Source organism: Hydrogenophaga flava NBRC 102514 (assembly GCF_001571145.1).
Lineage (GTDB): Bacteria > Pseudomonadota > Gammaproteobacteria > Burkholderiales > Burkholderiaceae_C > Hydrogenophaga > Hydrogenophaga flava.
The window spans coordinates 118,241-143,416 of record NZ_BCTF01000011.1; the positions used below are offsets into that span (position 1 = coordinate 118,241).

Here is a 25,176-nt window from a genome sequence, read left to right on the forward strand (position 1 = left end):
GACCTCAGCGTTTGGCCACTTCGGCCAGCACCTGATCGACCAGCTCGGCGCCGGCGCGCTTCTTGACGCCTTCCAGCACGGCCGCCATCGCCACCTTGCGCATCTCTTCCTTCACGGCCGGCGGTACCTCGGTGTAGGTCATCTTGCTTTTGAGTCCGGCCAGGGCGCTGGCCTCGGCGGTGATCGCCAGCTTGCGCTGGTGCTCGATGGTGGTCGCCATGGCTTCGCGGATCAGCTTCTGCTGCTCGGGCTTGAGCTGCTCGAAGGCCTTCTTGCTGGCGACCACGGCGATGAAATCGAAGAAGTGGCCCGAGTTGCTCAGGTGCTTCTGCACCTCGCCGTAGCGGCTGGCGCTGATCACGGTGTACGGGTTCTCCTGCGCGTCCACCACGCGCTGCTCCAGCGCGGAGTAGACCTCCTTGGCGTCCATGGCCACCGGGTTGGCACCGAGCGCGCGGAAGGTGGCCAGGTGGGTTTCATTGGGCTGCAGGCGCAGCTTCATGCCCTTGAGGTCGGCGATGCTCTGCACCGGCGCCTTGCTGTTGGTGATGTGGCGCATGCCCAGCTCCATCCAGCCCAGCGCGATGAAACCCTTGTCCTGCAGCTTCTTGTCGATGGCGTCACCCACCGGGCCGTCGATCACGCGGAAGGCCGCTTCGCGGTTGGCGAAGATGAAGGGCAGGCTCACTGCCTCCAGCTCGGGCGCGATGCGCGAGAGGAAGGCCGCGCCGACCCAGGTGATGGCCAGCGTGCCCGAGCGCACCGCGTCCACGTTTTCCTTGGCCCCGCCGAGCTGCATGGCGGGGAACACGTCCACCACCAGCTGGTTGTTGCTCAGGCGGGCGACCTCCTTTTTGAACACCTGCTCCACCGCCACGCTGCTGGGGTGCTCCACGGCGAAGTTGCCGGCGATCTGCAGCTTCTGCTGCGCGTGGGCCGTGGTGGCGGCCATCAGGGCGATGGCCAGGGACATGGGGGCGAGCAGGCGGGAGAGCTGGGGTGTTTTCATGGCGGGTCCTTCAAGGAGTGGGAAAGCGGGTGGATTCAGGGGGCGCGGCCTGCGGCGAGCAGGAGCGACAGGGCCGGGCTCAGACCCTGGTTCGGTTTGAGCGGTGGCGGCGCGAAGCTGCCGCCGGTGGGCCGGTGCGGGCGAAGGGCGACCAGGCTTTCGGCGTGCCGCACGGCGCTGGACACGCCGTCCACCATGGGCACCGGCAGGCGCCCAGCCAGGCTTCGGGCCAGGCCCGCCAGCGGCGCGCCGGCCAGCACGATCACGTCGGCGCCGTCTTCGTCCACGCAGCGTTGGGCCAGCCGCACCAGGCGCTCGCTCTGGTCGGTCTGCACGCTGCCGATGTCGGACAGCGCCTCGTCGAGCCCGCGGATGCTGGCCAGCCGGCCGGTGAGGCCGTTGGCGTGCACCGTTTCGCGGTACCAGGGGCGGATGCGCTGCGAGATCGCGACGATGGAAAAGCGCTGGCCCAGCAGGCAGGCGCTGGCCAGCGCCGCTTCGGTGAGCCCGGTCACGGGGCAGGGCAGGGCCTCTCGCAGGCCGCCCAGGCCCGGGTCGCCGAAGGCCGCCACCACCACGGCGTCAAACCCGGCGTGGTGCTGCGCCGCCAGCTCGGCCGCGGCGTAGGCGCCGATCAGGGCCTCGAAGCGGGTCTCGATGTAGGCCACGCCAAAGGGCGCGGTCAGCACTGTGACCTCAGTGCCGGGCGAGGCGCTGCGCGTCGCTTCGGTGCGGATCAGGTCAGAGACGCTGTCCGAGATGTTGGGGTTGATGAGCAGCAGCTTCATGGGGCAGGGCTCCGGGTCGCGCGGGGCAGCAGCGTGGGGGCGCCGCAGGCCAGGAAGCGGCCTTTGCCGGCGCGAGGATGGAAGACCCCGTTCCACACCACCTCGCCGTTTGCAATCGTCGTGCCAGGCCAGGCGCGCAGGCGCTGGCCTTCGTAGGGCGTGTAGTCCACCGCGTGGTGCAGATCGGCGTTGCGGATGACGCGTTCGCCCTCGTCCCAGATCACCAGGTCGGCGTCGCTGCCGATGGCGATCGTGCCCTTGCGCGGGTGCAGGCCGTAGGCCTTGGCCGGGTGGGTGGCGGTGAGTTCGACGAACTTCTCCAGCGTGATGCGCCCGCCCAGCACACCCTCGGAGTACAGCAAGGCCATCCTCGTCTCGATGCCGGGGATGCCGTTGGGAATGTGGCGGAACGGCACCTCTTCGCCGCCGGGCTTCTTGCCCTGCGGGTCGTCGAAGCGGAACGGCGCGTGATCGGACGAAAACACGGTGAACAGGCCATCGGCCAGGCCGTCCCAGATCACGGCCTGGTTGGCCTTGTCGCGCGGCGGCGGGCTGCAGACGCAGCGCGCGCCCTGGTAGCTGTCGTCCAGGCCCAGGTCGTCGGCGGTGAGGAACAGGTACTGCGGGCAGGTCTCGGCAAACACTTTGAGTCCGCGAGAGCGCGCCCAGCGGATCTGCTCCACCGCCTCGCGCCCCGACACGTGCACGATCAGGATCGGCACGTCCACCAGCTCGGCCAGCGACATGGCGCGGTGCGTGGCCTCGCGCTCCACCAGCATCGGGCGCGACAGCCCGTGAAAGCGCGGCGCGGTGCGCCCGGCGGCTTCCAGCCGTTTCGTCAGCCACTCGATGCAGTCGGCGTTTTCGGCGTGCACCATGGCCATGGCCCCGTGCTCGCGCGCCACCGCCAGCACGTCCAGCATCTGGCCGTCGTCGAGCTTGAGGTCGTCGTAGGTCATGTAGATCTTGAACGAGGTGTAGCCCTCGGCGATCAGCGCGGGCAGTTCCTGCGCCAGCACGGCGGGCGTGGGGTCGCTCACGATCAGGTGAAAGGCGTAGTCCACATGGGCGCGGCCCTCGGCGCGCTGGTGGTAGTCGGCCACGGCGGCGCGCAGGCTGCCGCCCTTGGCCTGGGCGGCAAACGGGATCACGGTGGTGGTACCGCCGCAGGCCGCAGCGCGGGTGCCGGTGTCGAAATCGTCGGCCATGCGCAGCGGCGGGGCCATGGGCTGGTCGAGGTGGCAGTGGGCGTCCACACCGCCAGGGGTGACGGTGCGCCCGGCGGCGTCGATGTCCTGTGCACCCTGCGGCAGGTTGCGGCCAAGCTGGGCGATGCGGCCGTCCCGAATGCCGATGTCGGCCAGGAACACGTCGCTCGCGGTGGCCACGCGGGCGTTGCGCACCACCAGATCGAAGGCGTCAACGCTGCTCATGCGCTGGCCTCCGCTTCGGCCAGGGTGCGTTCCAGGCGACCGCGCATCACCTCGCACACCTGGCCCAGCGCTTCGTCGCGCTCCTGCGCGGGGTCGTTGTTCAGGCGGCGTTCAAAGCTGTCGAACACCGAGGCCAGCGAGGCGTGCAGCCGCAGCGCCACGAGAAACGGGAAGCCGAAGCGCTCGCGGTAGCGCGCGTTCAAGGTGTCGAGGCGGTGCCAGTCGGCGTGGCTCAGGGCCAGCAGGCCCAGGCGGCCCTGCTCGGCGTTGGACTCCGGGGTCATGGTGCCGGCCACGGCCTCGCGCCCCGCCAGCTCGGGGTGCGCACGCAGCAGCGCGAGCTGTTCGTCCAGCGGGGCGCTGCGGATGCAGCCCGCCAGCGCCTCGAACACCGCCTCGCGGGAGGCAAACGGGCGGCGCTGCCAGGCGCGCTGCACCACCCAGGGCGACAGCTCGACCACGCCGCCCAGACGGGTAACAAAACCGGACTCGTCGAGCGCCTGCAGCGCCGCGAAAGGAAGTGGGTGTGGATCGGTGGTGGACATCTTGGGCTCAGTTTGATGTCGCTTTGCGTTGCCGTCCATCGCATAATTTGATTTGAATCATTCGAATAAAAAGCACGATGAGCAGCCTCACCAGTCCCCTGCATCCGAAAGCGCTGCGTTACGTGGCGGCCGTGGCCCAGCTCGGGTCGGTCCAGGCCGCCGCGCGCGAGGTGTCGATCTCCGCTTCGGCCATCGATCGCCAGATCCTGATCCTGGAAAAGGACCTGGGCGTGCCTCTGTTCGAGCGCCTGCCGCGTGGCATGCGCCTCACGGCGGCGGGCGAGCTGCTGCTGGCGCTGTCGCAGCGCTGGAAGGCCGACCTCAACCGCACGCTGTCCGACATCAAGCAGCTGCAGGGTGTGAACCACGGGCAACTGCGCCTGGCCGCCATGGACAGCCACGCCAACGGCTTTCTGCCCGAGTTCCTGCAGACCGCGGCGCGCGAGCACCCGGGCATCGTGATCGACATCGAGATCGTCAGCCCCGACGACGCCGTGACCCACCTGCTCAGCGGCGACGTGGACATCGCCGTTGCCTTCAACCTCAAGCCACAGCGCGACCTGAACCTGATCTGGAGCGCCGAGCTGCCACTGGGCTGTGCGGTGGCGGCCGCGCACCCGCTGGCCGCGCTCGCCGAGGTGGGGTTCAAGGACGTGGCGGCCTGGCCTCTGGCCGCGCAGAGCCGCGCGCTGGCGATCCGCCGCTACCTGGAAAAGCGCCACGGCTGGCTGCTGCAGGAAGCTCGGCCGCCGCTGGTGACGAACTCGCTGCAGCTGGTCAAAAGCCTGGTGCGCAGCGGCAGCCACGTGGCGCTGACCTCGGAGCTGGACGTGGGCCCCGAGGTGCTCGACGGCAGCGTGGTGTTTGTGCCCCTGCGCGACCGCAACGCGCAGGCCCAGAGCGTGTCGGTGGCCACCAGCGCCAGCCGCCCGCTGCCGCGCATTGCGCGCATCGTGGCCGAGTCGCTGGCGGTTCATGTGGACCTGCACCTGCAGCGGGTGCGCCAGGCCGGTGCCGATACAAAACGAAAGAAACCGCTACCGCGCTGACACCCCTGGTCCGCTGGCCCCCGGCACCATCATGGTCATGTTCAACACGTTCCCACAAAGGAGCACCGCCATGAAACCCTGGATCAAGCGCACCCTCATCGGCCTCACGGCCACCACCGTCGTGCTCGGCGGTCTCACCGCCTGCGGCACGCGCGGCGACCACGCCCGCGGCTGGAGCGACGAACGCGTCACCGAGATGCGCGGCAAGGCGATCGAGAAAATCAGCAGCAAGCTCGACCTCAACGCCGAGCAGAAGGCCAAGCTGGGCGTGCTGGCCGACGAAATGATCGCCTCGCGCAAGGCCTTCCGCGGCGAGTCCGCCAACCCGCGCGCCGACATGGCGGCGCTGATCGCCGGTGACAAGTTCGACCGCAGCAAGGCGCAGCAGATGCTGGACCAGAAGCTGCAGGCCGCCCAGGGCAACGGCCCGAAGATGCTCGCCGCCTTCGGCGACTTCTACGACAGCCTCAACCCCGAGCAGCAGAAGCAGGTGCGCGAGAAGCTGGAGCGCCGTGGCCATGGGTGGTGGGGCCGTGGCTGATGCCCTCCACGCGATCGCCCGGCAGGCCCGCCCGCACACGGCGACCCTGCTGGCCGACGCCGACGATCCACACGCCGAGCTGCTGACCCTGTTCTGGGGCCCGCAGTTCGACCGCGAACACGCGCTGGCGCTGTGGGCGCGCTTCTCGCAACGCCAGCCGGTCGAGGCGGTGCCGATGCTGCCGGAGCTGCTGTCGGTGGGGGCTCGCTTCGATGCGCTCGAACGCACCGAAAAAGACCGGCTGCGCCGGCTGATCGTCCGCCACCGTGCCCTGTCAGAATGAACCGATGAACCGCATCCTGCTGATCGACGACGACGAAAACCTCGGACCGCCGCTGGCCACCTACTTCCAGCGATTCGAGATCCAGCTGGTCCACGCGACCCGGCCCAGCGCCGGGCTGGCCCAGCTGCGCAGCGGTGGCTTCGACGCCGCCATCCTGGACGTGATGCTGCCCGAGATGGACGGTTTCGAGCTGTGCCGCACCATCCGCAAGGACAGCGACATTCCGATCATCATGCTGACCGCGCGCGGCGAGGTGATGGACCGCATCGTCGGGCTGGAAATCGGCGCCGACGACTACCTGCCCAAGCCCTTCGAGCCGCGCGAGCTGGTGGCGCGCATCCAGACCGTGCTGCGCCGGCTCAAGCCCAATGGCAACGGCCACGCCGCGGCGCTCAGCGCCGCGCCGACGCTGAAGTTTGAGGGGCTGGAGATCGACACCGCACGCCGCAGCGTGCTGCGCCAGGGTGAGAGCATCGAGCTGACCGGCACCGAGTACGAGCTGCTGGCCATGTTGGCGCGCGAGCCGGGCCGCGTGTTCAGCCGCGACGACATCCTCAACCAGCTGCGCGGCCACGAGGCCGAGCTCTACACGCGCGCGGTGGACATCGTGGTCAGCCGCCTGCGCAAGAAGCTGGAGCCGCTGGACTGCATCAAGACCCTGCGCAACGCCGGCTACTCGCTGGCACTGCGGCGGGAGGCCGAGTGAGCCCGGCCCGCATCTCGGCCTGGAAACGGGCCAAGCACCGCGTGGCGCATTCGATCAAGCTGCGCATGGTGCTGCTGTTCCTGCTGCTCGCGGCGGCGATGACCTTCGTGTTCTTCACGGGCGCGCAGAGGGCGTTCTCCATGGGCTGGCGCGAAGCCGCGCGCCCGCTGCTCATGGACTACGTGGACCAGCTGACCCGGGAGTGCACCGCCGGCGGTCCCACGCCCAGCGTCGAGCGCGCGCGGGCCATCATCGGGCGCCTGCCGCTGACGGTGTCCATCACCGGCCCGCAGGTCAACTGGTCGTCCCACCCCGATCAGCCCGCGCCCGACTGGCTGCGGGACAAATCGCGTGACCGTTCGTCCTGGCGCAACGACGACGGGGACAACGGAACCGACTGGCAGGGCATCCTGCAGCGCACCACCGCCGACGGGCACGTGCTCACCTTCGGCATCGACGGCCAGGCCTTCGAACGCAAGCCCCGCATGATCGGCGTCGCACTGGTGGCGCTGCTGGTGCTCACGCTGCTGGCCTGGATGTATGTGCGGCACCTGCTCAAGCCGCTGGATGCCATCGGCGAGGGCGCGCGCCGCTTCGGCAAGGGCGACTTCAGCCAGCCGATTCCCGAGCGCTGCATCCACGGCCCCGACGAACTGGGCGAGCTCGCGACCACCATCAACACCATGGGCCAGGACATCCACCAGATGCTGGAAGCCAAACGCGCGCTGCTGCTGGCGATCAGCCACGAGCTGCGCAGCCCGCTGACCCGGGCGCGGCTGAACGCAGAACTGCTGCCCGAGACGGCCGAGGTGAACCCGCAGCGCGACGCCCTGATGCGCGACCTGCAGGAAATGGCCTCGCTGATCAGCGACCTGCTGGAGAGCGAGCGGCTGGCCGGTAACCACACGGCGCTGCAGCGCGCGCCCTCCGACCTGCCGGCGCTGGCCCGGCAGGTGATCGACGAACTCCGCACGCGGCACCCTGCGGCGGCGAAGGTGGCGGTGCACGCCCCCGGCGACATGCCCGCCGCGTTGGTGGACGCTTCGCGTGTGCGCCTGCTGCTGCGCAACCTGGTGGACAACGCGCTGCGCCACGGCGCCGATGCGGCCCAGCCGCCCTCGGTGACGCTGTCGTCCGACGCGGGAACGGTCACCCTGGAAGTGCGCGACCACGGGCCGGGCGTGCCCGAGGAGCAACTGGCCCACCTCGCGCAGGCCTTCTACCGCCCGGACAGCGCGCGCACCCGGGCGGCGGGTGGTGTCGGGCTCGGGCTCTATCTGTGCCGACTGGTGGCGCAGGCCCATGGCGGTAGCTTCGCGGTGCGCAACGCGCAGCCGGGGCTGGCGGTCACGGTCACGCTGCCGCCGGCTTGATGTCGGTCATCGCCAGGGCATCGCGCCTGTGCGATGCTGAGGCATGGCGCATTCCTCAAACACCCCCTTGCCCGGTTTCGCCACCGATCCCACCCGCTACCTGTTTTTCACGGGCAAGGGCGGCGTGGGCAAAACCTCGCTGTCCACCGCCACCGCCATCGCGCTGGCCGACGCCGGCCGGCGGGTGCTGCTGGTCAGCACCGACGCCGCCTCCAACCTCGACGAGATGCTGGGGGTCCCGCTGTCGAACCAGCCGGTGGCCGTGCCCGGTGTGCCGGGGCTGCAGATGCTCAACATCGACCCCGACACCGCCGCCGAGGCCTACCGCCAGCGCGTGCTGGCGCAGCTGGAGGCGGGCGCCAGCGACGAGGAGCGCGCAACGGTGCGCGAGCAGCTCTCGGGCGCCTGCACCACCGAGATCGCGGCTTTCGACGAGTTCGCCGCGCTGCTGTCCGGCGAAGGCATGCCCGACCGTTTTGATCATGTGGTGTTCGACACCGCGCCCACCGGCCACACCCTGCGCCTGCTGAGCCTGCCCAAGGCCTGGAGCGGTTTCCTGGCCGGCAACGACCGCGGCGCCTCCTGCCTGGGGCCACATTCGGGGCTGAAGATGCAGGAGGCGCGTTTCAATGCCGCGCTGCGGGCCCTGAGCGATCCGGCACTCACCACCGTGGTGCTGGTCACGCGGCCCGACCCGCGCCCCATGCAGGAGGCGGCGCGCACCTCGGACGAACTGCGCCAGCTCGGGCTGGCGAACCAGCGCCTGGCCATCAACGGCGTGTTCCACGCCAGCGATCCCGCCGACCGCGTGGCGGCGTCCATCGAAGCCCTGGGCCGCGAGGCGCTGGCGCAGCTGCCCGGGGCGCTGGCCGCGCTGCCGCGCGACGAGGTGCCGCTGCGGGCCTTTGACACCGTTGGTCTGCCTGCGCTGCGTGCGCTGCTCGGTGGCGGCCCGGCGCCGGACCTTGTGCCGGCCGCAGGCGCCACCGAACTGCCGGCCGGCTCGCTGGCTGCGCTGACCGACGAACTGGCCGCGGCCGGTCACGGGCTGGTCATGGTCATGGGCAAGGGCGGCGTGGGCAAGACCACCATCGCCGCCGCGCTCGCGGTCGGGCTGGTGCAGCGCGGTCACAGCGTGCACCTCACCACCACCGACCCCGCGGCGCATGTGGCCGATGCCCTGAACGGCGGCCTGGACGGTCTCAAGGTCGGCCGCATCGACCCCCGGGCCGAGACCGCCGCCTACATCGACAAGATCATGGCCACGCGCGGCAAGGACCTCGATGAGCAGGGCCGGGCGCTGCTATTGGAGGACCTGCAGTCGCCATGCACCGAAGAAGTGGCGGTGTTCCACGCCTTCAGCCGCGTGGTCAACGAGGCGCGCACGTCCTTCGTCGTGCTCGACACCGCCCCCACTGGCCACAGCCTGCTGCTGATGGATGCCACCGGCGCCTACCACCGCCAGATGACGCGGCAGTACGAGGGCATGGCCAACGCCAAGCACATCATCACGCCCCTGATGCGCCTGCAGGACCCGGACACGACCAAGGTCGTGATCGTCACCCTGCCCGAGGTCACCCCGGTGAGCCAGGCGGCTGCGCTGCAGGACGACCTGCGCCGCGCGAACATCGAGCCCTGGGGCTGGGTGATCAACAAGAGCATTGCCGCCACCGGCACCACCGACCCGCTGCTGCAGGCGCGTCTGGCGGGCGAAGTCCGGCAGACCGAGCGGATTGCGAACGGCCTGGCCAAGCGCACCTTCGTGCTGCCCTGGCTGCCCCAGGCGCCGGTGGGGGTGGCGGCGCTGGGCGCCCTGGTGGCGCCGGGTCTCTGAGCGTCAGAGGCCGTCGTCGGCGGGGGGCTGCGGCCTAGGCCTGAAGAGCAGGCCAACGCCGAAGGCCAGCGCGTCCGCACCCATGGAGCACAGGCGCATCACCAGGGCCACGCCCAATGCGGTTTCCAGCCCGATGGCCGGCCCCATGAGCTGGATCATCACGGCCTCGCGCACGCCGATGCCGCCCGGCGACCCGGGCACCAGGAAGCCGGCCGTCCACGACACGGCGAACAGCAGGACCATCTCCAGCAGGTCGATCTCGGGGTGCTGGAACAGCTCGGCCGCCAGCAGCTCCACCACGGCGCCGAGCACGACGAAGGAGAAGGCGATCAGGCCGGCCACGCTCATGGCCGTCAGCAGCCGGGGTTCGGCCAGCAGCTGGCCACGGCCGAGCTTGCGGCTCAGGCCTGGCAGCAGGCGGTTGACCACCCGCACCGCCAGGAAGGGCGCGACCAGCATGGTGACGGCGACAGCGGCCAGATAGCCCGGGTGACTGGTGTCGACCAGTCCCTCGTGCAGGTCGTTGACCACGAACAGCAGGGCCGCCACAGCGAAGATGCCGCTGATGCCCAGCACCCAGAAGGTCTCCATGGCCATGGTGGCGATGGTCTTGCCTGCCGGGATGCCAGCCTGGCTGCCAAGCAGCACCCGGCCCGCAAAGTGGCCTACGTTGCCGGGCAGGTACTTGCCCATCTGCGAGACAGCAATGATCTGCAGCGCCTGGCGGTAGGGCAGCTTCACGCCCTGGTCGCGCAGCAGCAGTTGCCACATCAGTGCGATCAGCGGCACGCTGGTGAGGCAGCCCAGCACCGCCAGCGCGATGACGCCGACGGCCGACCAGCCCCATTCAATGGGGGGCAGCTGGTGGAGGTTGTCCCAGAGGTGGTAACCGAAGTAGCCGCAGGAGGCGAGCAGCAGGGCCAGCGCCAGCCCGCGCAGCAGCCAGTAGCGGGCGGATCGGGAGGGGCGGGGTGCGGCTTCCCCGGTGAGGGTGGACGCAGAGGCGTGGGTCATGTTCTGCGTTCTGCACAGAGTTGGAAGAAGCCTGGGATTTTACTGGGGGGTGTTCCCACGATCCGGCACCGTGTTCAGGCCACGGGCGGACTGTTCGCGGCGAGCAGCTCCCGCAGCCAGCGGTGGGCGGCGTCGTCCTGGTGGCGCCGGTGCCAGATCAGGTACATCGGCAGCGCCGGGCAGGGCACGGGCACCTCGCAGGTGCCGAAACCTGCCATGAAGCGGTCGGCCAGCAGCGAGGGAGCGGTGGCCAGCAGCGGGCTGCCGCGCAGAAAGGCGGGCAGGGCGCCGAAACCCGGCACCATCACCGCAAAGCGGCGGTGCACGCCCTCGGCTTCGAGCGTGCGGTCCAGATGCAGCGTGCGTCTGGGTTCGTAGACGACGGTGATGTGGTCAGCCGCGAGGTAGTCCTGGAGCGTTGTCGGTGCCGTGCGCAGGCTGGCATCGAAGTAGACGACGTAGCGGTCCTCGAACAGGCGCTTCTGCACGATGTCGCTGCCCTCGGGCGGGCGCGGGCTGATCGCTAGGTCGCAGGCACCGTCGCGCAGCATCTCCAGGCTCGGCACGTCGGACGGGATGATGCGCAGCGCCAGCCCGGGCGCCTGTTCGCGCAGCCGCTGCGCCAGGGCCGGCAGCAGCACCTCGCGCTGGAAGTCGTTGGCCGCGATGGTGACCGCGCCTTTCCAGCGCGCCGGGTCGAACGCGCCGCTCTGCGCGAAGCCCTGCAACTGCCGCAGCAGCTCGCGCGCCTGCACCGCCAGCCCCGCCGCGCGGGCCGTGGCCACGATGCCTCGCCCGCTCTTGACGAACAGCGCGTCGCCGGTGATGGCGCGCAGCTTGTCCAGCTGGTGGCTCACGGCCGACTGCGTCACGCCCAGCGACTGCGCCGCGCCGGTGATGCTGCCCGCCTCGACGACGGCCACCAGCAGCTGGAGCAGGCGGGCGTCGAGGTCTGACCAATCGAAATCACTCATGTGTCAGATGATCATTCATCTGTTTATCTTTGGCAATGCGAGCGGAATACTCCGGCTTGACCCACGTCAACCCACCCCACGCAGGAGACTCCCGTGAGCAAGACCATCCCCGGCACCACGCCGTTCGACGGCGACGCGGCCCAGAAGGGCTACGCGCTGAACAAGATGTGTTTTTCCTTCAACCACAAGGAAAACCGCGACGCCTTCGTCGCCGACCCCGAGGCCTTCATGAAGCAGTACGGTCTGAACAGCGAGCAGGCCGAGGCCATCCGCTCCAAGCAGGTGCTGGCCCTGATCGCGGCCGGCGGCAACGCCTACTACCTGGCCAAGTTCGCCGGCATCTTCGGCCTGGACATGCAGGACATCGGCGCCCAGCAGACAGGCATGACCAAGGACGAGTTCAAGGCCAAGCTCGTGGCCGCGAACGAACAGTGCTGAACCAGGAGACACCCCATGGCACAACTCATCGGTGGCCTGGCCACATCGCACATCCCCGCCATCGGCGGCGCCATCCACAAGGGCCTGCAGAACGAGCCGTACTGGAAGCCCTTCTTCGACGGCTTTCCGCCGATCCATCAGTGGCTGGGCAAGGTCAAGCCCGACGTGGTGGTGGTGTTCTACAACGACCACGGACTGAACTTCTTCCTCGACAAGATGCCGACCTTCGCCGTGGGCGCGGCGGCCACCTACAGCAACGCCGACGAGGGCTGGGGCATCCCGACGCTGCCGCCGATCCCGGGCTGCCCGGATCTGTCGTGGCATCTGATCCGCGAGCTCATTGCCAAGGAATTCGACATCGTGACCTGCCAGGAGATGCTGGTGGACCACGCCTGCACGCTGCCGTTCAAGCTGTTCTGGCCCGAGCACGAGGTGGCGCCGGTGCAGATCGTGCCGATCAACATCAACACGGTGCAGTTCCCGCTGCCCACGGCCAAGCGCGTCTACAAGCTGGGCAAGGCGGTCGGTGAGGCGATCCAGAGCTGGGACAGCGACAAGCGTGTGGCGGTGATGGCCACGGGTGGCCTGTCACACCAGCTGGACGGCGAGCGAGCGGGCTTCATCAACAAGCAGTTCGACTTGCAGTTCCTGGACAGCATGGAAACGAACCCGGAGTGGGCGACGCAGTTCAGCGATCTGGAGCTGGTGGAGAAGGCGGGCACACAGGGTGTGGAGCTGCTGATGTGGCTGGCGATGCGGGCGGCGCTGACGGCGGCCAGCTCGGGTGTGCGCAAGGTGCACAGCAACTATCACATCCCGATTTCCAACACGGCGACGGGTGTGCTGGCGCTGGAGACGGTCTGACCTGTTGTTTCTGTTGCTGTGTCGAAGAGGGGCCTTTGTGGCCCCTTTTTCTTGTCTGCTTGTGTGGTGTGGTTCGGCGCGTGCGGGTGCCCTGCGCCGCTCATGTCCCCCGGCGGCCTGCGGCCGCCTCCTCCTTTACTTCGCTCTGCAGGACACCCGCACACGCCGAACCGGCGAAGTGCAGGTTTTCCACCGTTGGCATGCCGACGCCTCGCGGTGCCTGAAGCGTCGGGTGTCCGCGCAGCGAAGTAAAGGAGGAGAACCGGCGCAGCCGGTTCGGGGGACATGAGCGGAGTCGGATACCCGGCGATTCAGGCACTTGCCAGCCAGGGTGGCGTGACAAAAACAAAACGGGAGCCCGAAGGCCCCCGTTCTGAAGAGTGAATCGCTGAAAGGAATTACAGCGAATCGATGAAGCTGCGCAGCTTGTCCGAGCGGCTCGGGTGCTTGAGCTTGCGCACCGCCTTCGATTCAATCTGACGAATCCGCTCGCGCGTCACGTCGAACTGCTTGCCCACTTCTTCCAGCGTGTGGTCGGTCGACATCTCGATGCCGAAGCGCATGCGCAGCACCTTGGCTTCGCGCGGCGTCAGGCTGTCCAGGATCTCCTTGACCACCTCGCGCAGACCGGCCTGCATCGCGGCCTCGATCGGCGCGGTGTTGGCCTGGTCCTCGATGAAATCGCCCAGGTGCGAATCGTCGTCGTCGCCGATGGGGGTTTCCATCGAGATCGGCTCCTTCGCAATCTTCATGATCTTGCGGATCTTGTCCTCGGGCATCTCCATCTTCTCGGCCAGGATGGAGGCATCCGGCTCGAAGCCATGCTCCTGCAAGTGCTGGCGGCTGATGCGGTTCATCTTGTTGATCGTCTCGATCATGTGCACCGGGATACGGATGGTGCGCGCCTGGTCGGCGATCGAGCGGGTGATGGCCTGGCGAATCCACCACGTCGCATAGGTCGAGAACTTGTAGCCCCGGCGGTATTCGAACTTGTCCACCGCCTTCATCAGGCCGATGTTGCCTTCCTGGATCAGGTCCAGGAACTGCAGGCCACGGTTGGTGTACTTCTTCGCGATCGAGATCACCAGGCGCAGGTTGGCCTCGATCATCTCCTTCTTCGCGTCGCGCGACGATGCTTCACCCTCGTTCATCCGCTTGTGGATGTCCTTGAGGTGGGTCAGCGGCACCACCACGCTGTTCTGGATCGTGATCAGGCCCTGCTGCAGTTCCTGGATCGGGGGGATGTTGCGTTCCATCACCACGCTCCAGGGCTTGCCAGCGGCGGCCTGCTTCTCGACCCACTTGAGGTTCAGCAGGTTGGCCGGGAAGTCGGCGATGAACTTCTCCTGCGGCATGCCGCACTTGTCCACGATGATCCGGCGCAGCTCGCGTTCCTTCTTGCGCACCTCGTCGACCTGGCCGCGCAGCGTGCTGCACAGCTTCTCGATCGCCTTGGCGGTGAAGCGGATGGTCATCAGCGTTTCGGTGATGGCCTGCTGCGTCTTGATGTACGAGGGCGTGCCGTAGCCTTCCTTGTCGTAGATCTTGTGCAGCTTCTCGAACAGGTTGCGCATGGTGTCGAAGCGCTCCAGCGCCTCGCGCTTGAGTTCTTCGAGCTTGCGGGTCAGGGCCTTGGAGCCGCCCTTGCCGTCGTCGTCGTCGGCCTCGTCGTAGTCGTCGAAGTCTTCTTCGGCCACGTAGTCGTCGGCCGCATCGGCGTCGGCGAAGCCGTCCACCACGGTGGAGATGACGACCTTGCCTTCACGGATTTCTTCCGACATCGCCAGCAGCTCGGCAATGGTGGCCGGGCTTTCGCTGATCGCGGCCATCATGTCGTTGAGGCCGCCTTCGATGCGCTTGGCGATCTCGATTTCGCCTTCGCGGGTCAGCAGTTCGACCGTGCCCATCTCGCGCATGTACATGCGCACCGGGTCGGTGGTGCGGCCGAATTCGCTGTCCACGGTGGACAGGGCGGCTTCGGCGGCTTCTTCGGCCTCTTCCTCGCTAGAACCGGTGGGAGCGTTGTCGGTGATGATCAGCGCTTCGGCGTCCGGGGTCTGCTCGTACACCGCCACGCCCATGTCGTTCAGCAGGGCGATCACCACTTCCAGCGTCTCGGCGTCGATCAGCTTGTCGGGCAGGTGGTCGTTGATTTCGCCGTGCGTCAGGTAGCCGCGCGTCTTGCCCAGTTTGATCAGGGTCTTGAGGCGTTCGCGGCGCAGCTTGGCTTCTTCTTCGGACAGGACGGTTTCGTCCAGGCCGAATTCCTTCATCAGCGCGCGCTCCTTGGCCTTGCTGATCTTCATGCGCAGCGGCTTGACCTTCTCGACCGGCGCCGCCGGGTCGGCGACCTCCTCGACGACTTCTTCGGCCAGATCCTCTTCGATGTCGCTCAGGTCGGCATCGTCCAGGTCGCTTTCTTCCTTGGCGGCGGCTTTGGGCTTGCGGCCGCGCTTGGCGGCGGGCTTGTCGGCCGCGGCCTTGGCGGGACGGCCGGGTTTTTTCTTGGCCGGTTCGTCGGCGTCGACGGTGTCGAGCTCTTCGGCCTTGGTCTTGCCGGTCTTGGTCGCTTTGGCGGCGGTCTTGGCGGGGGCTTTGTCGGTCACGGGGGCAGAGGCTTTCTTCTTGGGCTCCGGGGCAGCGGCCTTGGCGGCGGGCTTCTGGGCGGCTTTGGTGCTGGGGGCAGGCGTACTGGCTTTCTTCGCGGGCATGGGAACCTCAAAAAACGTCAGGAAAGATACCGGCTGAGACACACAAAAATCGCCAGAATTCCGCTGTTCAAGGCGCAAATCCGGTGGTTTTTGTCGGGCGAATCAAACACTGGAGCCCGCACTTCGCCGGGGAAGGGCGGGCCTGCAAGCTGTGTGGGCGAACATTTGGTGTGCAGTCCTTGCGGGGTTCCGTCGGGCCAGGGGCGCCGAGGTGGCCGGGATGTCTGTATCCGAAACCCCTGTGCTGGGGGGTGGCCGGTGCCGGAGGTGCTGCTGTCGCGCTTGCGGTGCAAAACGCGAGATTATACCGCTGAGCTCGAATTCAGTGCCTTGATGCGTTCATTGATCTCCCGCAGACGCTCGCGGGCTTGCGGGTCGGTGGCGGCCAGGAGGGACAGCGCCTGGCTCTGGCGCATCAGCTCGTCCCGGCGCAGCAGGTCCATCACGCCGGCCAGTTCTTCCAGCTCGGACGCCGAGTCGGCCGCGATGGTGGCCTGCTCCACCTCCGCGCAGACATAGGCCTCGAACGGCTCCCCGCGCAGGCCCTCGCGCAGCGCCGCCCAAGGCTGCGGGCCGTGCTCGTGCAGCTGCGCCTCCAGCCAGGCGAACACCGGGCCGTGTGGCGCCGGCAGGTGGGCCAGCATGGCGTGGTCGTCGGCCGAGAGGCTGTCCCAGGCGGCGGCGTTGGCCAGCAACAGGCCCACGGCCCGGTCCGTGCGGCTCTTGCTGGCGATCTGACGGCCCAGCATGCGCGGCGGGGGCGGCGGGCCCTTGCGCCAGTTGTTCCGGCCGTTGCCGCCGGTCCAGGAACCTCGGCCGCGGGATTCGGCCGGGGCGCTCCAGGCACCGGGGGGATTCTGGGGAGCAGGGGCAGGGGAGTAGCTCGCCTGGTGTGCCGCTCCGCCGTCGGTGGGCGTTTGCGTGTTTTGCGAAGCGGTTGGCTGGCGCTCTTCCCGCGGGCGGCGCGGCGCGCGATCGTCCCGTTGCCAGAGCTGCTGCAGGTCGGGCGTGCCGATGCCGATCTGCTGCGCCAGCTCGGCCAGCAACTGTCGCTTCAGTGCGCCCTCGGGCAGGGCGCTCCACAGCGGACGCGCCTGGCTGGAGAGGCGGGCGCGGCCTTCGGCACTGCCCAGATCGCAGTCCGCGCTGGCCGCGTCGACCAGGAACTTCGACAGCGGCACCGCCTGCTTGACGAAATTCGCGAAGGCGTCGGCGCCATGTTCGCGGATGTAGCTGTCCGGGTCGTGCTCGGGAGGCAGAAAGAGGAACTTCACACTGCGCGTGTCGGTGGCCAGGGGCAGGGCGGCATCCAGCGCCTTGCGGGCGGCGCGGCGGCCAGCGGCGTCGCCGTCGAAGCTGAACACCACGGCGTCGGTGAAGCGGAACAGCTTGTGCACATGGTCGGGCGTGCAGGCCGTACCCAGCGTGGCCACGGCATTGGCAAAACCCAGTTGGGCCAGCGCGACCACGTCCATGTAGCCCTCGGTCACGAGCGCGTAGCCGTGCTGCCGGATGGCGGTGCGGGCCTCGAACAGGCCATAGAGTTCGCGGCCCTTGCTGAACACCGGCGTTTCGGGCGAGTTCAGGTACTTGGGCTCACCCTTGTCGAGCACGCGTCCGCCAAAGCCGATGCACTCGCCCTTGACGTTGCGGATAGGGAACATGATCCGGTCGCGGAAGCGGTCATAGCGCTTGGCCTCGCCGTCCTGGCCTTTTTCGTCCTCGTGCTCGATCACCAGACCCGATTCGACCAGCAGCGGTTCGCTGTAGTCCGGGAACACGCCGGCCAGGTGCCGCCAGCCTTCGGGCGCGTAGCCCAGGCCGAAGGTCTTGGCGATCTGGCCCGACAGGCCGCGGCCCTTGAGGTAGGTGACCGCGCGCGGCGAGTCCTTGAGGTCCTTCTGGTAGACCTTGGCGGCTCTTTCCAGCACATCGGTGAGTGTGGCCTGCTTCTGGCGCTGCTGGGCAGCGCGTTCGCGGTCCTGCGGCGACACATCGTCTTCCGGCACCTGCAGGCCGACCTGCTGGGCCAGGTCCTTCACCGCTTCGACGAAGTTCATGCCCGCGTGTTCCATCAGGAAACCGATGGCGTTGCCGTTCGCGCCGCAGCCGAAGCAGTGGTAGAACTGTTTGGTCGGGCTGACGCTGAACGACGGCGACTTTTCGCCGTGGAACGGGCACAGTCCCATGAAGTTGGCGCCACCTTTCTTCAACTGGACGTACCGGCCCACCACGTCGACCACATCGACGCGGTTGAGCAGTTCCTGGATGAAAGATTGCGGTATGGCCACGGGGCTATTCTCCCCCACGATGTCCACGAACCCGGAGACCCGAATGACCAACATCTACGACCAGGACCTGCCCCGCAACGAGGCCAACTTCGCGCCGATCTCGCCGTTGTCGTTTATCGAGCGCACTGCCGAGGTCTACCCCGACCGGCTGGCCATCGTGCACGGCGGCCTGCGCCAGACCTGGGCCCAGACTTACGCCCGCACCCGCCAGCTGGCCAATGCGCTGCAGAAAGCCGGCATCGGCAAGAACGACACCGTGGCGGTGATGCTGCCCAACACGCCGCCCATGGTGGAGGCGCACTTCGGCGTGTCCATGGCCGGCGCGGTGCTCAACGCGCTCAACACCCGGCTCGATCCCGAGGCCATCGCCTTCATGCTCGACCACGGCGAAGCCAAGGCCGTGATCGTCGACCCCGAGTTCGCCGGCACCATGACCAAGGCGCTGAAGCTGCGCACGCGAACCGAGCCGCTGCTGGTGATCGACGTGCAGGATGCGCTGTTCACCGGTGAAAGCCAGCCCATCGGCAGCACCACCTACGAGGCCTTCATCGCCGGCGGTGACCCCGCCTTTGCCTGGCAGCTGCCGGGCGACGAATGGGACGCCATTGCTCTGAACTACACCAGCGGCACCACCGGCAACCCCAAGGGCGTGGTCTACCACCACCGCGGCGCTGCGATGAACGCGATCAGCAACATCCTCGAATGGGACATGCCCAAGCATGCGGTCTACCTCTGGACCCTGCCGATGTTCCACTGCAACGGCTGGTGCTTCCCCTGGACGGTGGCGGCGCGCGCGGGTGTCAACGTCTGCCTGCGGCGCGTGGAGGCGCAGACCATCTTCGACCTGATGCGCGCGCACGGCGTGACGCACTACTGCGGCGCCCCCATCGTGCAGGGTCTGCTGGTGAATGCGCCCGCCGCGATGAAGGTCGGCATCCCCGCGGGCATCAAGGCCATGGTCGCGGGAGCCGCGCCGCCGGCCTCGATGATCGAGGGCATGGAGCAGATGGGCTTCGACCTGACGCACGTCTACGGCCTGACCGAGGTGTATGGGCCGGCCACGGTCTGCGCCAAGCACGACAGCTGGAATCAGCTCGACATCGGCGAGCGCGCCCGGCTGAATGCGCGCCAGGGCGTGCGCTACCACCTGGAGCGCGACGTGCGCGTGCTCGACCCGCAGACGATGCAGCCGGTGCCGCTGGATGGCGAGACCATGGGTGAGATCATGTTCAAGGGCAATATCGCCATGAAGGGCTACCTGAAGAACCCGAAGGCGACGCAGGAGGCCTTTGCGGGCGGCTGGTTCCACAGCGGCGACCTGGCGGTGCAGTACGCCGACGGCTATTTCAAGATCAAGGACCGCAGCAAGGACATCATCATCTCGGGCGGCGAGAACATCTCGTCCATCGAGGTGGAGGACGTGCTCTACCGCCACCCCGACGTGCTCGCCGCCGCCGTGGTGGCGCGGCCCGATCCGAAGTGGGGCGAGACGCCCTGTGCCTTTGTGGAGTTGAAGTTCGGCGCGCACACCACACCCGAGGACATCGTCAGGCACTGCAAGCAGCACCTGGCGGGTTTCAAGGTGCCGCGCTACGTGGTGTTCGGCGAGCTGCCCAAGACCAGTACGGGAAAGATCCAGAAGTTCGAGCTGCGCAAGCAGGCGGGCTCGGCGTCGGCCATAGACGTCTGATACCGACCCGCCCTCGCGGCGCACCTGCGTTCAGTCTCCGGCGACGATCCCCTCGCGCCGCGGGTCGGCACCGCCGAGCCACACCGGCCGGCCATCCTTCGTCCCGCGCTGGATCGCCTGCAGGCCGCTGGTCATCGGAGTCTCGCTGACCATGTGGCCCCTGGCCTGCAGGGCCTGCACCGTCGCTGCCGGAAAACGACCGGCCTCCAGCATCGCCGGTCCGCCCAGCGTGCCAAAGTTCGGCAGGTCGATCGCGGCCTGCGGTGACAGACCACCGCCGAGCGTGCCCAGCAGGGTCTTGGCCGTGAAGTGGATGATCAGCGCGCCGCCCGGGCTGCCCGCGCTCATCAGCAGCTGACCTGTGCCCTTGTCGAACACCAGCGTCGGCGACATCGACGAGCGCGGCCGCTTGCCGGGCTCCACCCGGTTCGCGATGGGCTGGCCCTGCGCGTCGGTGGGTGCGAAGCTGAAGTCGGTCAACTGGTTGTTCAGCAGGAAGCCGCCGCTGCGGCCCTGACCGGTGTTCACCATCAGCCGCGACCCGAAGCCCGCCTCGATGGTGGTGGTCATGGCCAGCGCGTTGCCGAAGCGGTCGGTGATGCTGATGTGGCTGGTGCCGTACTCTGGCTGGTCGGGCATGGGCGCATGGGCCAGCGGCGCGCCGCCCGGACGGCCGGGGCCGACCTGCGGCGCGCGGGCCGGCGTGATCAGGCGCGCGCGCTCGTCGAGGTAGGCCGGCTGCAGCAGGCTGTCCCAGCGGCCGGCCGGGGCGGCCACGAAGTCCGGATCGGCCAGGTACTGCGCGCGGTCGGCAAACGCCAGGCGTGAGGCCTCGATGTAGGCATGCAGCCAGTCGGCGCCGGGCGTGCCGTTCAGCGGTGCGGCGCCCTGCGGCGTGCGTGCCAGCAGCCCGAGGATCTGCCCGACGGCGATGGCGCCCGAGCTCGGGGGTGGAAAGCCGCAGATGCGCAGCGCCTTCGCCGCCGCGGTGTGGTCCATGCACAGCGCTTCGCGCTCGCGGGGCTGGTAGCGCTGCAGGTCGTCCACCGACAGCGTGCCCGGCATCCTAGGATGCCGGCGCACCTTGTCCACGATGGCCTGCGCCACTGGGCCTTCGTGCAGCGCCCTGGGTCCCTGCGCCGCGATGCCGCTCAGCACCGCCGCCAGCTCGGGGTTCTTCAGCACATGGCCCACCGGGTGCGGTGTGCCGTCGGGGCGGTAGAAGTAGGCCGCGGCCACCGCGTCGGCCTTGAGCGCACTTTCGGCCGCCAGCAGCGTGTGCAGGCGCGGGCTGACGGCAAATCCCCGCTCGGCCAGCGCGATGGCGGGTTCGAACAGCACCGCCCAGGGCAGGCGGCCGTGCTGGCGGTGGGCGAGGGCGAGCATGGCGACCGCGCCGGGCGTGCCCACCGACAGGCCGGATGCGATCGCTTCCATGGAGGGCAGGGGTTTGCCGTCGCCGTCGAGGAAGAGTTGCGGCGTAGCGCCGGCAGGCGCCGTCTCGCGCCCGTCGAAGGCCTGCACGCGGCGGCCGTCGTGGTGCAGCAGGAAGGCGCCGCCGCCGATGCCGCTCGATTGCGGCTCGACCAGGGTCAGCACCATCTGCACGGCGACCGCGGCATCGACCGCGCTGCCACCGGCGCGCAGGATTTGCAGACCAGCTTCGGCGGCCAGCGGGTTGGCCGCCGCCACCGCCTGCTGGCTGATGGTCCAGCCGGGCTTGGCCTGCAGGCCGGAAGCCAATTCGGGCTGTGCCGGTGACGATGCCACGCCGGTCGACCGGTGCGTGTCCGCCGATCCGGCACAGGCCCCCATGATCGCGCCGATGGCCAGGACCAGCGCGCGATGCACCATCTGTTTTGTGCACTCTTTCATGAAACGGCCCATTTTGTAACTTGATGTTGCAGGGGCTGGCCCGGGTGGTCGAATCGCCCCCACGGACGGGGCGCGCGCAGCGCGGCGGGGGCGATTTCTGTCAGCGGGGCGCCAGACGGATCGCGCCGTCCAGGCGAATCACCTCGCCATTGAGCATGTCGTTTTCGATGATGTGCTTGGCCAGCTTGGCGTAGTCGTTCGGCGTGCCCAGGCGGCTGGGGAAGGGCACGCTGGCGGCCAGCGCGTCCTGCACCTCCTGCGGCATGCCGAACAGCATGGGCGTGCCGAAGATGCCGGGGGCGATCGTCATGTTGCGGATGCCGTTGCGCGAGAGGTCGCGTGCGATCGGCAGCGTCATGCCCACCACGCCGCCCTTGGAGGCCGCGTAGGCGGCCTGGCCGATCTGGCCGTCGTAGGCGGCCACCGAGGCGGTCGAGATCATCACGCCGCGCTCTCCCGTGGCCTCGGGCTCGTTCTTGCACATGGCTTCCGAGGCCAGGCGAATCATGTTGAAGCTGCCCACCAGGTTGACCATGATGGTCTTGGTGTAGACGGCCAGCGAGTGGGCGCCGTTCTTGCCCACAGTCTTCTCGGCCGGGGCGATGCCGGCGCAGTTGACCAGGCCCATGAGCTTGCCCATGGAGACGGCCTTGGCGACCACGGCCTGGCCGTCGGCCTCGTTGCTCACGTCGCATTTGATGAAGGCACCACCGATCTCTCGGGCGACCGCTTCGCCTTTTTCAGCCTGCATGTCGGCGATCACGACCTTGCCGCCGTTGGCGGCCAGCATGCGCGCCGTGCCTTCGCCCAGGCCCGATGCGCCGCCGGTGACGATGAAGACCTTGCCTGCGATTTCCATGGAATGCTCCTCTTGGGTGGAATTGACGTTGACGTAAACGTCAATTATCGCCCACAAAAAAGCCCGCGAGAAGCGGGCTTTCTGTCGCTCACTTGAAGCCGACGCGGTCCAGCATCTGCTGCACCTTCACCATGTTCTTGGCCACCACACCCAGCGGGATCTGTTCGGCCTTGAAGTTGTCGCCACCGATGGCCTTGAGGGCCGCGTTCTCGATCTTCACGCCCTTGGCGGCCGCAAACTCGTTGTTGCCGTTGGCGAAATAGTCCTGGGCATACGGGCTGGCCAGGTACTCCATGAACGCGACGGCGTTGTCCTTGTTCTTTGCGTGCTTGGCCACGGCGGCACCGGCGATGTTGACGTGCGTGCCGGTCGTGCCCTGGTTGGGGAACATCACCTTCACCTTCTCCATCACTTCCTTTTCGTCGGCCTTGCTCGACTTGACCAGGCGTGCGATGTAGTAGGTGTTGGAGATGGCCACGCCGCACTCGCCCGAGGCAACCGCCTTGATCTGGTCGGTGTCACCGCCCTTGGGTGCTCGCGCCATGTTGTCGACCAGGCCCTTGAGCCAGGCTTCGCCCTTGGCATCGCCCAGGCGCTCGACCACGGTGGCGAACAACGAGAGGTTGTAGGGGTGCGAGCCCGAGCGGGTGCACAGCAGGCCCTTGAGCTTGGGGTCGGCCAGCTGTTCGTAGGTGGCGACGTCGGCGGCCTTGACGCGCAGCGGGTCGTACACGATGACACGGGCGCGGGTGGAGAAGCCGGTCCAGGTCACGCCGTCCTTGGTGGCGTCGGCGCGCAGGTTGGCGGGGATGGCGGCGTCCAGCTTGGCGGACTTGATCGGCAGGAACAGGCCGTCCTTGTCGGCGCTGGCCATGCGGGCGGCGTCCACCAGCAGGATCACGTCGGCCGGAGAGGCCGCGCCTTCGGCCTTCAGGCGGGCCACGATGCCGGCGTCGTCGGCGTCCACGCGGTTGATCTTGATGCCCGTGGTCTTGGTGAAGTTCTCGTACATTGCCTCGTCCGTCTGGTAGTGGCGGGCGGAGTAGAGGTTCAGGACCTTGTCCTGGGCCAGGGCGTTCAGGGACGTGGCGGCAGCCAGGACAATCGGGAGCACGGCGAATGAGCGCATGGGTTGTCTTTCAGGGTGGGGAATGAGTTGCGGCGGATGCTAACACAAATGCGAATGGTTCTTGATAAGAAGAGCTTGATCTGGGTCAATGCCCTGTTTCTGGCCCTGCTGGCCGGTTGTTCGACGGTGGTCCCGCCCGCGGAACCCCCGGTGATGACCCCACCTGTGGTGGAGGTGCCCCAGCGCCCGCCCCGGCTCGGACTGGCGCTGGGCGGGGGTGCCGCGCGGGGTTTCGCCCATGTGGGCGTGATCCAGGTGCTGGAGGCGAACGGCATCCGTCCCGACGTGGTGGCGGGCACTTCCGCAGGCAGCCTGGTGGCGGCGCTCTATGCCAGCGGCAAGCGTTCGGCCGAGCTGGAGCGCGTGGCGATGGACATGGACGAGGCGCTGCTGACGGACTGGACCATGCCGCTGGCCAGCCGGGGCCTGTTGCGGGGCGAGGCGCTGGCGCGGTATGTGCGGCAGGCAGTGGATGGCAAGCTGATCGAGCAGATGGCGCTGCCGCTGGGCATCCTGGCGACCGACCTGGCCAACGGCAGCGGCGTGCTGTTCCGCCGGGGCGACACCGCGCAGGCTGTGCGCGCGTCCAGCGCGGTGCCGGGGGTGTTCAATCCGGTGTCGATCGCTGGCCGGGAGTACGTCGATGGCGGCCTCGTGGCGCCCGTGCCGGTGCGCCAGGCCCGCGAGATGGGGGCCGAGGTGGTGCTGGCGATCGACATTTCGGCCGATCCGCAGGACATCCCGGCCAACGGCCTGTTCAGCCTGCTGCCCAAGACTACGGCCATCATGGGCCAGAGCATCAACCGGCTGGAGCTGGCCCGCGCCGACGTGGTGGTGCGGCCTTCGCTGGCGGGGGTGGGCAGCGCCGATTTCGCCTCACGCCAGCGGTCCATCGAGGCGGGCCGGGCCGCGATGCAGGCGGCCCTGCCGAGGCTCAGACAACTGCTGGCGCGGTTGCGCCCGGCAGAACTCCACTGACCAGCCGCTGCCAGCCGCGGACAAAAAAAACCCTCGCGTTGCGGCGAGGGCTTGAAGGGGTCCGATGAAATCGGAATTTCGAAAAGGACCCGAGGAGACAACCAGAAAAACGGTCTGAGGGTTCAGCGCCGCCTTCACAGGTCTGGCGCTAGTCTGCTTGAGTTCAATGGTATTGACCTTGATCGAAGTCAAAGGTCAGAACATCCGCAGAAACCCTGTGTTGTTCAACGCTTCTTGGCGGCGGCCTTGGTGGCAGTCACGGCCTGGGCGGTGACGGTGTTGAAGTTGGTTTCGGCCATTTCGGTGGCTTGCTTGACAGCCTTCTGCACCGATTCCATGGCGTTGTTGGCGGCGGACACGGCGCTCTTCATCACGGCAACAGCGGTTTCCGAACCGGCGGGAGCGTTCTTGGCGGCGTTGTCCACGACGGCCATGAACTTCTTCTGGGCGTCGGCGGCTTGTGCTTCAGCGGCCTTGCCGAACTCGGCGCCAGTGCCCGAAGCGATGTCGTACAGGTGGCGGCTGTAGGCCACGGTCTTCTCGGCCAGGGGTTGCATCAGGCTGGCTTGCAGCGTCAGCAGTTCCTGGGCGTCCTTGACGGACAGCAGGGCCTGGGCGCTGTTGGCGGATTCGCTCAGGGCGGCCTTGGTGGCTTGCACGTTCAGCTCGACCAGCTTTTCCACGCCTTCGAAGGCTTTCTGGGTCAGGCCGAAAAGGGTTTCGATGTTGGCTTTCTGGGCGGCAACGATTTGTTCAGCGGTCAACATATTTTTAGCTCCTGAATAAGGGGTT

General features: G+C 68.1%; 22 protein-coding genes. 10 read left to right on the forward strand and 12 right to left on the reverse strand.

Annotated elements, in window-relative coordinates; translation table 11 throughout:
- Positions 1-4: 4 nt before the first annotated feature.
- The 4 genes from HFL01S_RS11520 to uraD are packed head-to-tail and all read right to left on the reverse strand — an operon-like array spanning position 5 to position 3,775.
- The gene (locus tag HFL01S_RS11520) at positions 5-1,009 is read right to left on the reverse strand and encodes a TRAP transporter substrate-binding protein (RefSeq protein ID WP_066258527.1); all 1,005 of its coding nucleotides are present in this window, start codon (positions 1,007-1,009) and stop codon (positions 5-7) included.
- A 35-nt stretch (positions 1,010-1,044) separates the two neighbouring features.
- A complete protein-coding gene (locus tag HFL01S_RS11525; protein WP_066258529.1) occupies positions 1,045-1,797 on the reverse strand; it encodes an aspartate/glutamate racemase family protein in 753 nt (250 codons plus the stop codon).
- Positions 1,794-3,230, reverse strand: a complete 1,437-nt coding sequence (gene hydA, locus HFL01S_RS11530; RefSeq protein ID WP_066258530.1) for a dihydropyrimidinase — start codon at positions 3,228-3,230, stop codon at positions 1,794-1,796. The genes HFL01S_RS11525 and hydA overlap by 4 nt, the downstream gene beginning before the upstream one ends.
- Positions 3,227-3,775, reverse strand: a complete 549-nt coding sequence (gene uraD / locus HFL01S_RS11535; RefSeq protein ID WP_066258532.1) for a 2-oxo-4-hydroxy-4-carboxy-5-ureidoimidazoline decarboxylase — start codon at positions 3,773-3,775, stop codon at positions 3,227-3,229. The genes hydA and uraD overlap by 4 nt, the downstream gene beginning before the upstream one ends.
- Positions 3,776-3,852: 77 nt before the next feature.
- On the opposite strand from uraD, the gene HFL01S_RS11540 reads away from it, so the two are divergent.
- From HFL01S_RS11540 to arsA, 6 genes are all read left to right on the forward strand, one after another.
- Positions 3,853-4,824 carry a LysR family transcriptional regulator gene (locus tag HFL01S_RS11540; protein ID WP_066258534.1) on the forward strand — a complete coding sequence of 324 codons (972 nt, stop codon included), beginning with the start codon at positions 3,853-3,855 and terminating at the stop codon, positions 4,822-4,824.
- A gap of 70 nt (positions 4,825-4,894) precedes the next feature.
- Positions 4,895-5,365 carry a Spy/CpxP family protein refolding chaperone gene (locus tag HFL01S_RS11545; RefSeq protein ID WP_066258536.1) on the forward strand — a complete coding sequence of 157 codons (471 nt, stop codon included), beginning with the start codon at positions 4,895-4,897 and terminating at the stop codon, positions 5,363-5,365.
- The gene (locus HFL01S_RS11550; protein ID WP_245644789.1) at positions 5,358-5,648 is read left to right on the forward strand and encodes a hypothetical protein; all 291 of its coding nucleotides are present in this window, start codon (positions 5,358-5,360) and stop codon (positions 5,646-5,648) included. Before HFL01S_RS11545 ends, HFL01S_RS11550 begins: the two co-directional genes overlap by 8 nt.
- Positions 5,649-5,652: 4 nt before the next feature.
- Positions 5,653-6,354 carry a response regulator transcription factor gene (locus tag HFL01S_RS11555; protein WP_066258543.1) on the forward strand — a complete coding sequence of 234 codons (702 nt, stop codon included), beginning with the start codon at positions 5,653-5,655 and terminating at the stop codon, positions 6,352-6,354.
- Positions 6,351-7,727, forward strand: a complete 1,377-nt coding sequence (locus HFL01S_RS11560) for a HAMP domain-containing sensor histidine kinase (RefSeq protein WP_066258544.1) — start codon at positions 6,351-6,353, stop codon at positions 7,725-7,727. Before HFL01S_RS11555 ends, HFL01S_RS11560 begins: the two co-directional genes overlap by 4 nt.
- A gap of 43 nt (positions 7,728-7,770) precedes the next feature.
- A complete protein-coding gene (gene arsA, locus HFL01S_RS11565) occupies positions 7,771-9,561 on the forward strand; it encodes an arsenical pump-driving ATPase (RefSeq protein WP_066258545.1) in 1,791 nt (596 codons plus the stop codon).
- Positions 9,562-9,564: 3 nt separating this feature from the next.
- Here arsA and HFL01S_RS11570 read toward each other — a convergent pair whose 3' ends face one another.
- Entirely contained in the window at positions 9,565-10,575 is a 1,011-nt protein-coding gene (locus HFL01S_RS11570) for a lysylphosphatidylglycerol synthase transmembrane domain-containing protein (RefSeq protein WP_066258547.1), read from the reverse strand.
- A gap of 74 nt (positions 10,576-10,649) precedes the next feature.
- Positions 10,650-11,549 (reverse strand): LysR family transcriptional regulator, encoded by a 900-nt coding sequence (locus HFL01S_RS11575; RefSeq protein ID WP_066258549.1) that lies wholly within the window; start codon positions 11,547-11,549, stop codon positions 10,650-10,652.
- 93 nt (positions 11,550-11,642) lie between these two features.
- Here HFL01S_RS11575 and HFL01S_RS11580 point away from each other — a divergent pair, with 93 nt between their 5' ends.
- On the forward strand, positions 11,643-11,987 hold the full coding sequence (locus tag HFL01S_RS11580) for a protocatechuate 4,5-dioxygenase subunit alpha (RefSeq protein WP_066258550.1): 345 nt from the start codon (positions 11,643-11,645) through the stop codon (positions 11,985-11,987).
- A 15-nt stretch (positions 11,988-12,002) separates the two neighbouring features.
- Entirely contained in the window at positions 12,003-12,851 is an 849-nt protein-coding gene (locus HFL01S_RS11585) for a class III extradiol dioxygenase family protein (RefSeq protein ID WP_066258551.1), read from the forward strand.
- Between the two features lie 398 nt (positions 12,852-13,249).
- On the opposite strand, the gene rpoD is transcribed toward HFL01S_RS11585, so the two are convergent.
- Together rpoD and dnaG are read right to left on the reverse strand one after the other, a co-directional pair.
- A complete protein-coding gene (rpoD, locus tag HFL01S_RS11590) occupies positions 13,250-15,562 on the reverse strand; it encodes an RNA polymerase sigma factor RpoD (RefSeq protein WP_066258553.1) in 2,313 nt (770 codons plus the stop codon).
- Positions 15,563-15,864: 302 nt separating this feature from the next.
- Positions 15,865-17,853, reverse strand: a complete 1,989-nt coding sequence (dnaG, locus tag HFL01S_RS11595; RefSeq protein ID WP_066258555.1) for a DNA primase — start codon at positions 17,851-17,853, stop codon at positions 15,865-15,867.
- 43 nt (positions 17,854-17,896) lie between these two features.
- Here dnaG and HFL01S_RS11600 point away from each other — a divergent pair, with 43 nt between their 5' ends.
- Entirely contained in the window at positions 17,897-19,543 is a 1,647-nt protein-coding gene (locus HFL01S_RS11600; protein WP_066258556.1) for an acyl-CoA synthetase, read from the forward strand.
- A gap of 30 nt (positions 19,544-19,573) precedes the next feature.
- Here HFL01S_RS11600 and HFL01S_RS11605 read toward each other — a convergent pair whose 3' ends face one another.
- The 3 genes from HFL01S_RS11605 to HFL01S_RS11615 form a co-directional block, all read right to left on the reverse strand.
- The gene (locus HFL01S_RS11605; RefSeq protein ID WP_066258597.1) at positions 19,574-21,418 is read right to left on the reverse strand and encodes a gamma-glutamyltransferase family protein; all 1,845 of its coding nucleotides are present in this window, start codon (positions 21,416-21,418) and stop codon (positions 19,574-19,576) included.
- A 100-nt stretch (positions 21,419-21,518) separates the two neighbouring features.
- Positions 21,519-22,277, reverse strand: coding sequence for a 3-hydroxyacyl-CoA dehydrogenase (locus HFL01S_RS11610; protein WP_066258558.1), 759 nt, complete (start codon positions 22,275-22,277; stop codon positions 21,519-21,521).
- Between the two features lie 88 nt (positions 22,278-22,365).
- A complete protein-coding gene (locus HFL01S_RS11615; protein WP_066258560.1) occupies positions 22,366-23,406 on the reverse strand; it encodes an extracellular solute-binding protein in 1,041 nt (346 codons plus the stop codon).
- A 48-nt stretch (positions 23,407-23,454) separates the two neighbouring features.
- On the opposite strand from HFL01S_RS11615, the gene HFL01S_RS11620 reads away from it, so the two are divergent.
- On the forward strand, positions 23,455-24,384 hold the full coding sequence (locus HFL01S_RS11620) for a patatin-like phospholipase family protein (RefSeq protein WP_066258561.1): 930 nt from the start codon (positions 23,455-23,457) through the stop codon (positions 24,382-24,384).
- Positions 24,385-24,608: 224 nt separating this feature from the next.
- Here the strand turns inward: HFL01S_RS11620 and HFL01S_RS11625 are convergent, their stop codons facing one another.
- Complete coding sequence (locus HFL01S_RS11625; RefSeq protein ID WP_066150422.1) at positions 24,609-25,151, reverse strand: phasin family protein; 543 nt, start codon at positions 25,149-25,151, stop codon at positions 24,609-24,611.
- Positions 25,152-25,176 lie beyond the last annotated feature (25 nt).

What these genes read in the sequence shown, in the direction of transcription:
- HFL01S_RS11620 (WP_066258561.1), top strand. Translation starts at nt 23,455, where the DNA reads ATGCGAATGGTTCTTGATAAGAAGAGCTTGATCTGGGTCAATGCCCTG.
- HFL01S_RS11570 (WP_066258547.1), bottom strand. Translation starts at nt 10,575, where the DNA reads ATGACCCACGCCTCTGCGTCCACCCTCACCGGGGAAGCCGCACCCCGC.
- HFL01S_RS11605 (WP_066258597.1), bottom strand. Translation starts at nt 21,418, where the DNA reads ATGAAAGAGTGCACAAAACAGATGGTGCATCGCGCGCTGGTCCTGGCC.
- HFL01S_RS11525 (WP_066258529.1), bottom strand. Translation starts at nt 1,797, where the DNA reads ATGAAGCTGCTGCTCATCAACCCCAACATCTCGGACAGCGTCTCTGAC.
- hydA (WP_066258530.1), bottom strand. Translation starts at nt 3,230, where the DNA reads ATGAGCAGCGTTGACGCCTTCGATCTGGTGGTGCGCAACGCCCGCGTG.
- HFL01S_RS11615 (WP_066258560.1), bottom strand. Translation starts at nt 23,406, where the DNA reads ATGCGCTCATTCGCCGTGCTCCCGATTGTCCTGGCTGCCGCCACGTCC.
- arsA (WP_066258545.1), top strand. Translation starts at nt 7,771, where the DNA reads ATGGCGCATTCCTCAAACACCCCCTTGCCCGGTTTCGCCACCGATCCC.
- HFL01S_RS11520 (WP_066258527.1), bottom strand. Translation starts at nt 1,009, where the DNA reads ATGAAAACACCCCAGCTCTCCCGCCTGCTCGCCCCCATGTCCCTGGCC.
- HFL01S_RS11600 (WP_066258556.1), top strand. Translation starts at nt 17,897, where the DNA reads ATGACCAACATCTACGACCAGGACCTGCCCCGCAACGAGGCCAACTTC.
- HFL01S_RS11545 (WP_066258536.1), top strand. Translation starts at nt 4,895, where the DNA reads ATGAAACCCTGGATCAAGCGCACCCTCATCGGCCTCACGGCCACCACC.
- HFL01S_RS11585 (WP_066258551.1), top strand. Translation starts at nt 12,003, where the DNA reads ATGGCACAACTCATCGGTGGCCTGGCCACATCGCACATCCCCGCCATC.
- HFL01S_RS11625 (WP_066150422.1), bottom strand. Translation starts at nt 25,151, where the DNA reads ATGTTGACCGCTGAACAAATCGTTGCCGCCCAGAAAGCCAACATCGAA.
- HFL01S_RS11575 (WP_066258549.1), bottom strand. Translation starts at nt 11,549, where the DNA reads ATGAGTGATTTCGATTGGTCAGACCTCGACGCCCGCCTGCTCCAGCTG.
- rpoD (WP_066258553.1), bottom strand. Translation starts at nt 15,562, where the DNA reads ATGCCCGCGAAGAAAGCCAGTACGCCTGCCCCCAGCACCAAAGCCGCC.
- uraD (WP_066258532.1), bottom strand. Translation starts at nt 3,775, where the DNA reads ATGTCCACCACCGATCCACACCCACTTCCTTTCGCGGCGCTGCAGGCG.
- HFL01S_RS11555 (WP_066258543.1), top strand. Translation starts at nt 5,653, where the DNA reads ATGAACCGCATCCTGCTGATCGACGACGACGAAAACCTCGGACCGCCG.
- HFL01S_RS11540 (WP_066258534.1), top strand. Translation starts at nt 3,853, where the DNA reads ATGAGCAGCCTCACCAGTCCCCTGCATCCGAAAGCGCTGCGTTACGTG.
- HFL01S_RS11610 (WP_066258558.1), bottom strand. Translation starts at nt 22,277, where the DNA reads ATGGAAATCGCAGGCAAGGTCTTCATCGTCACCGGCGGCGCATCGGGC.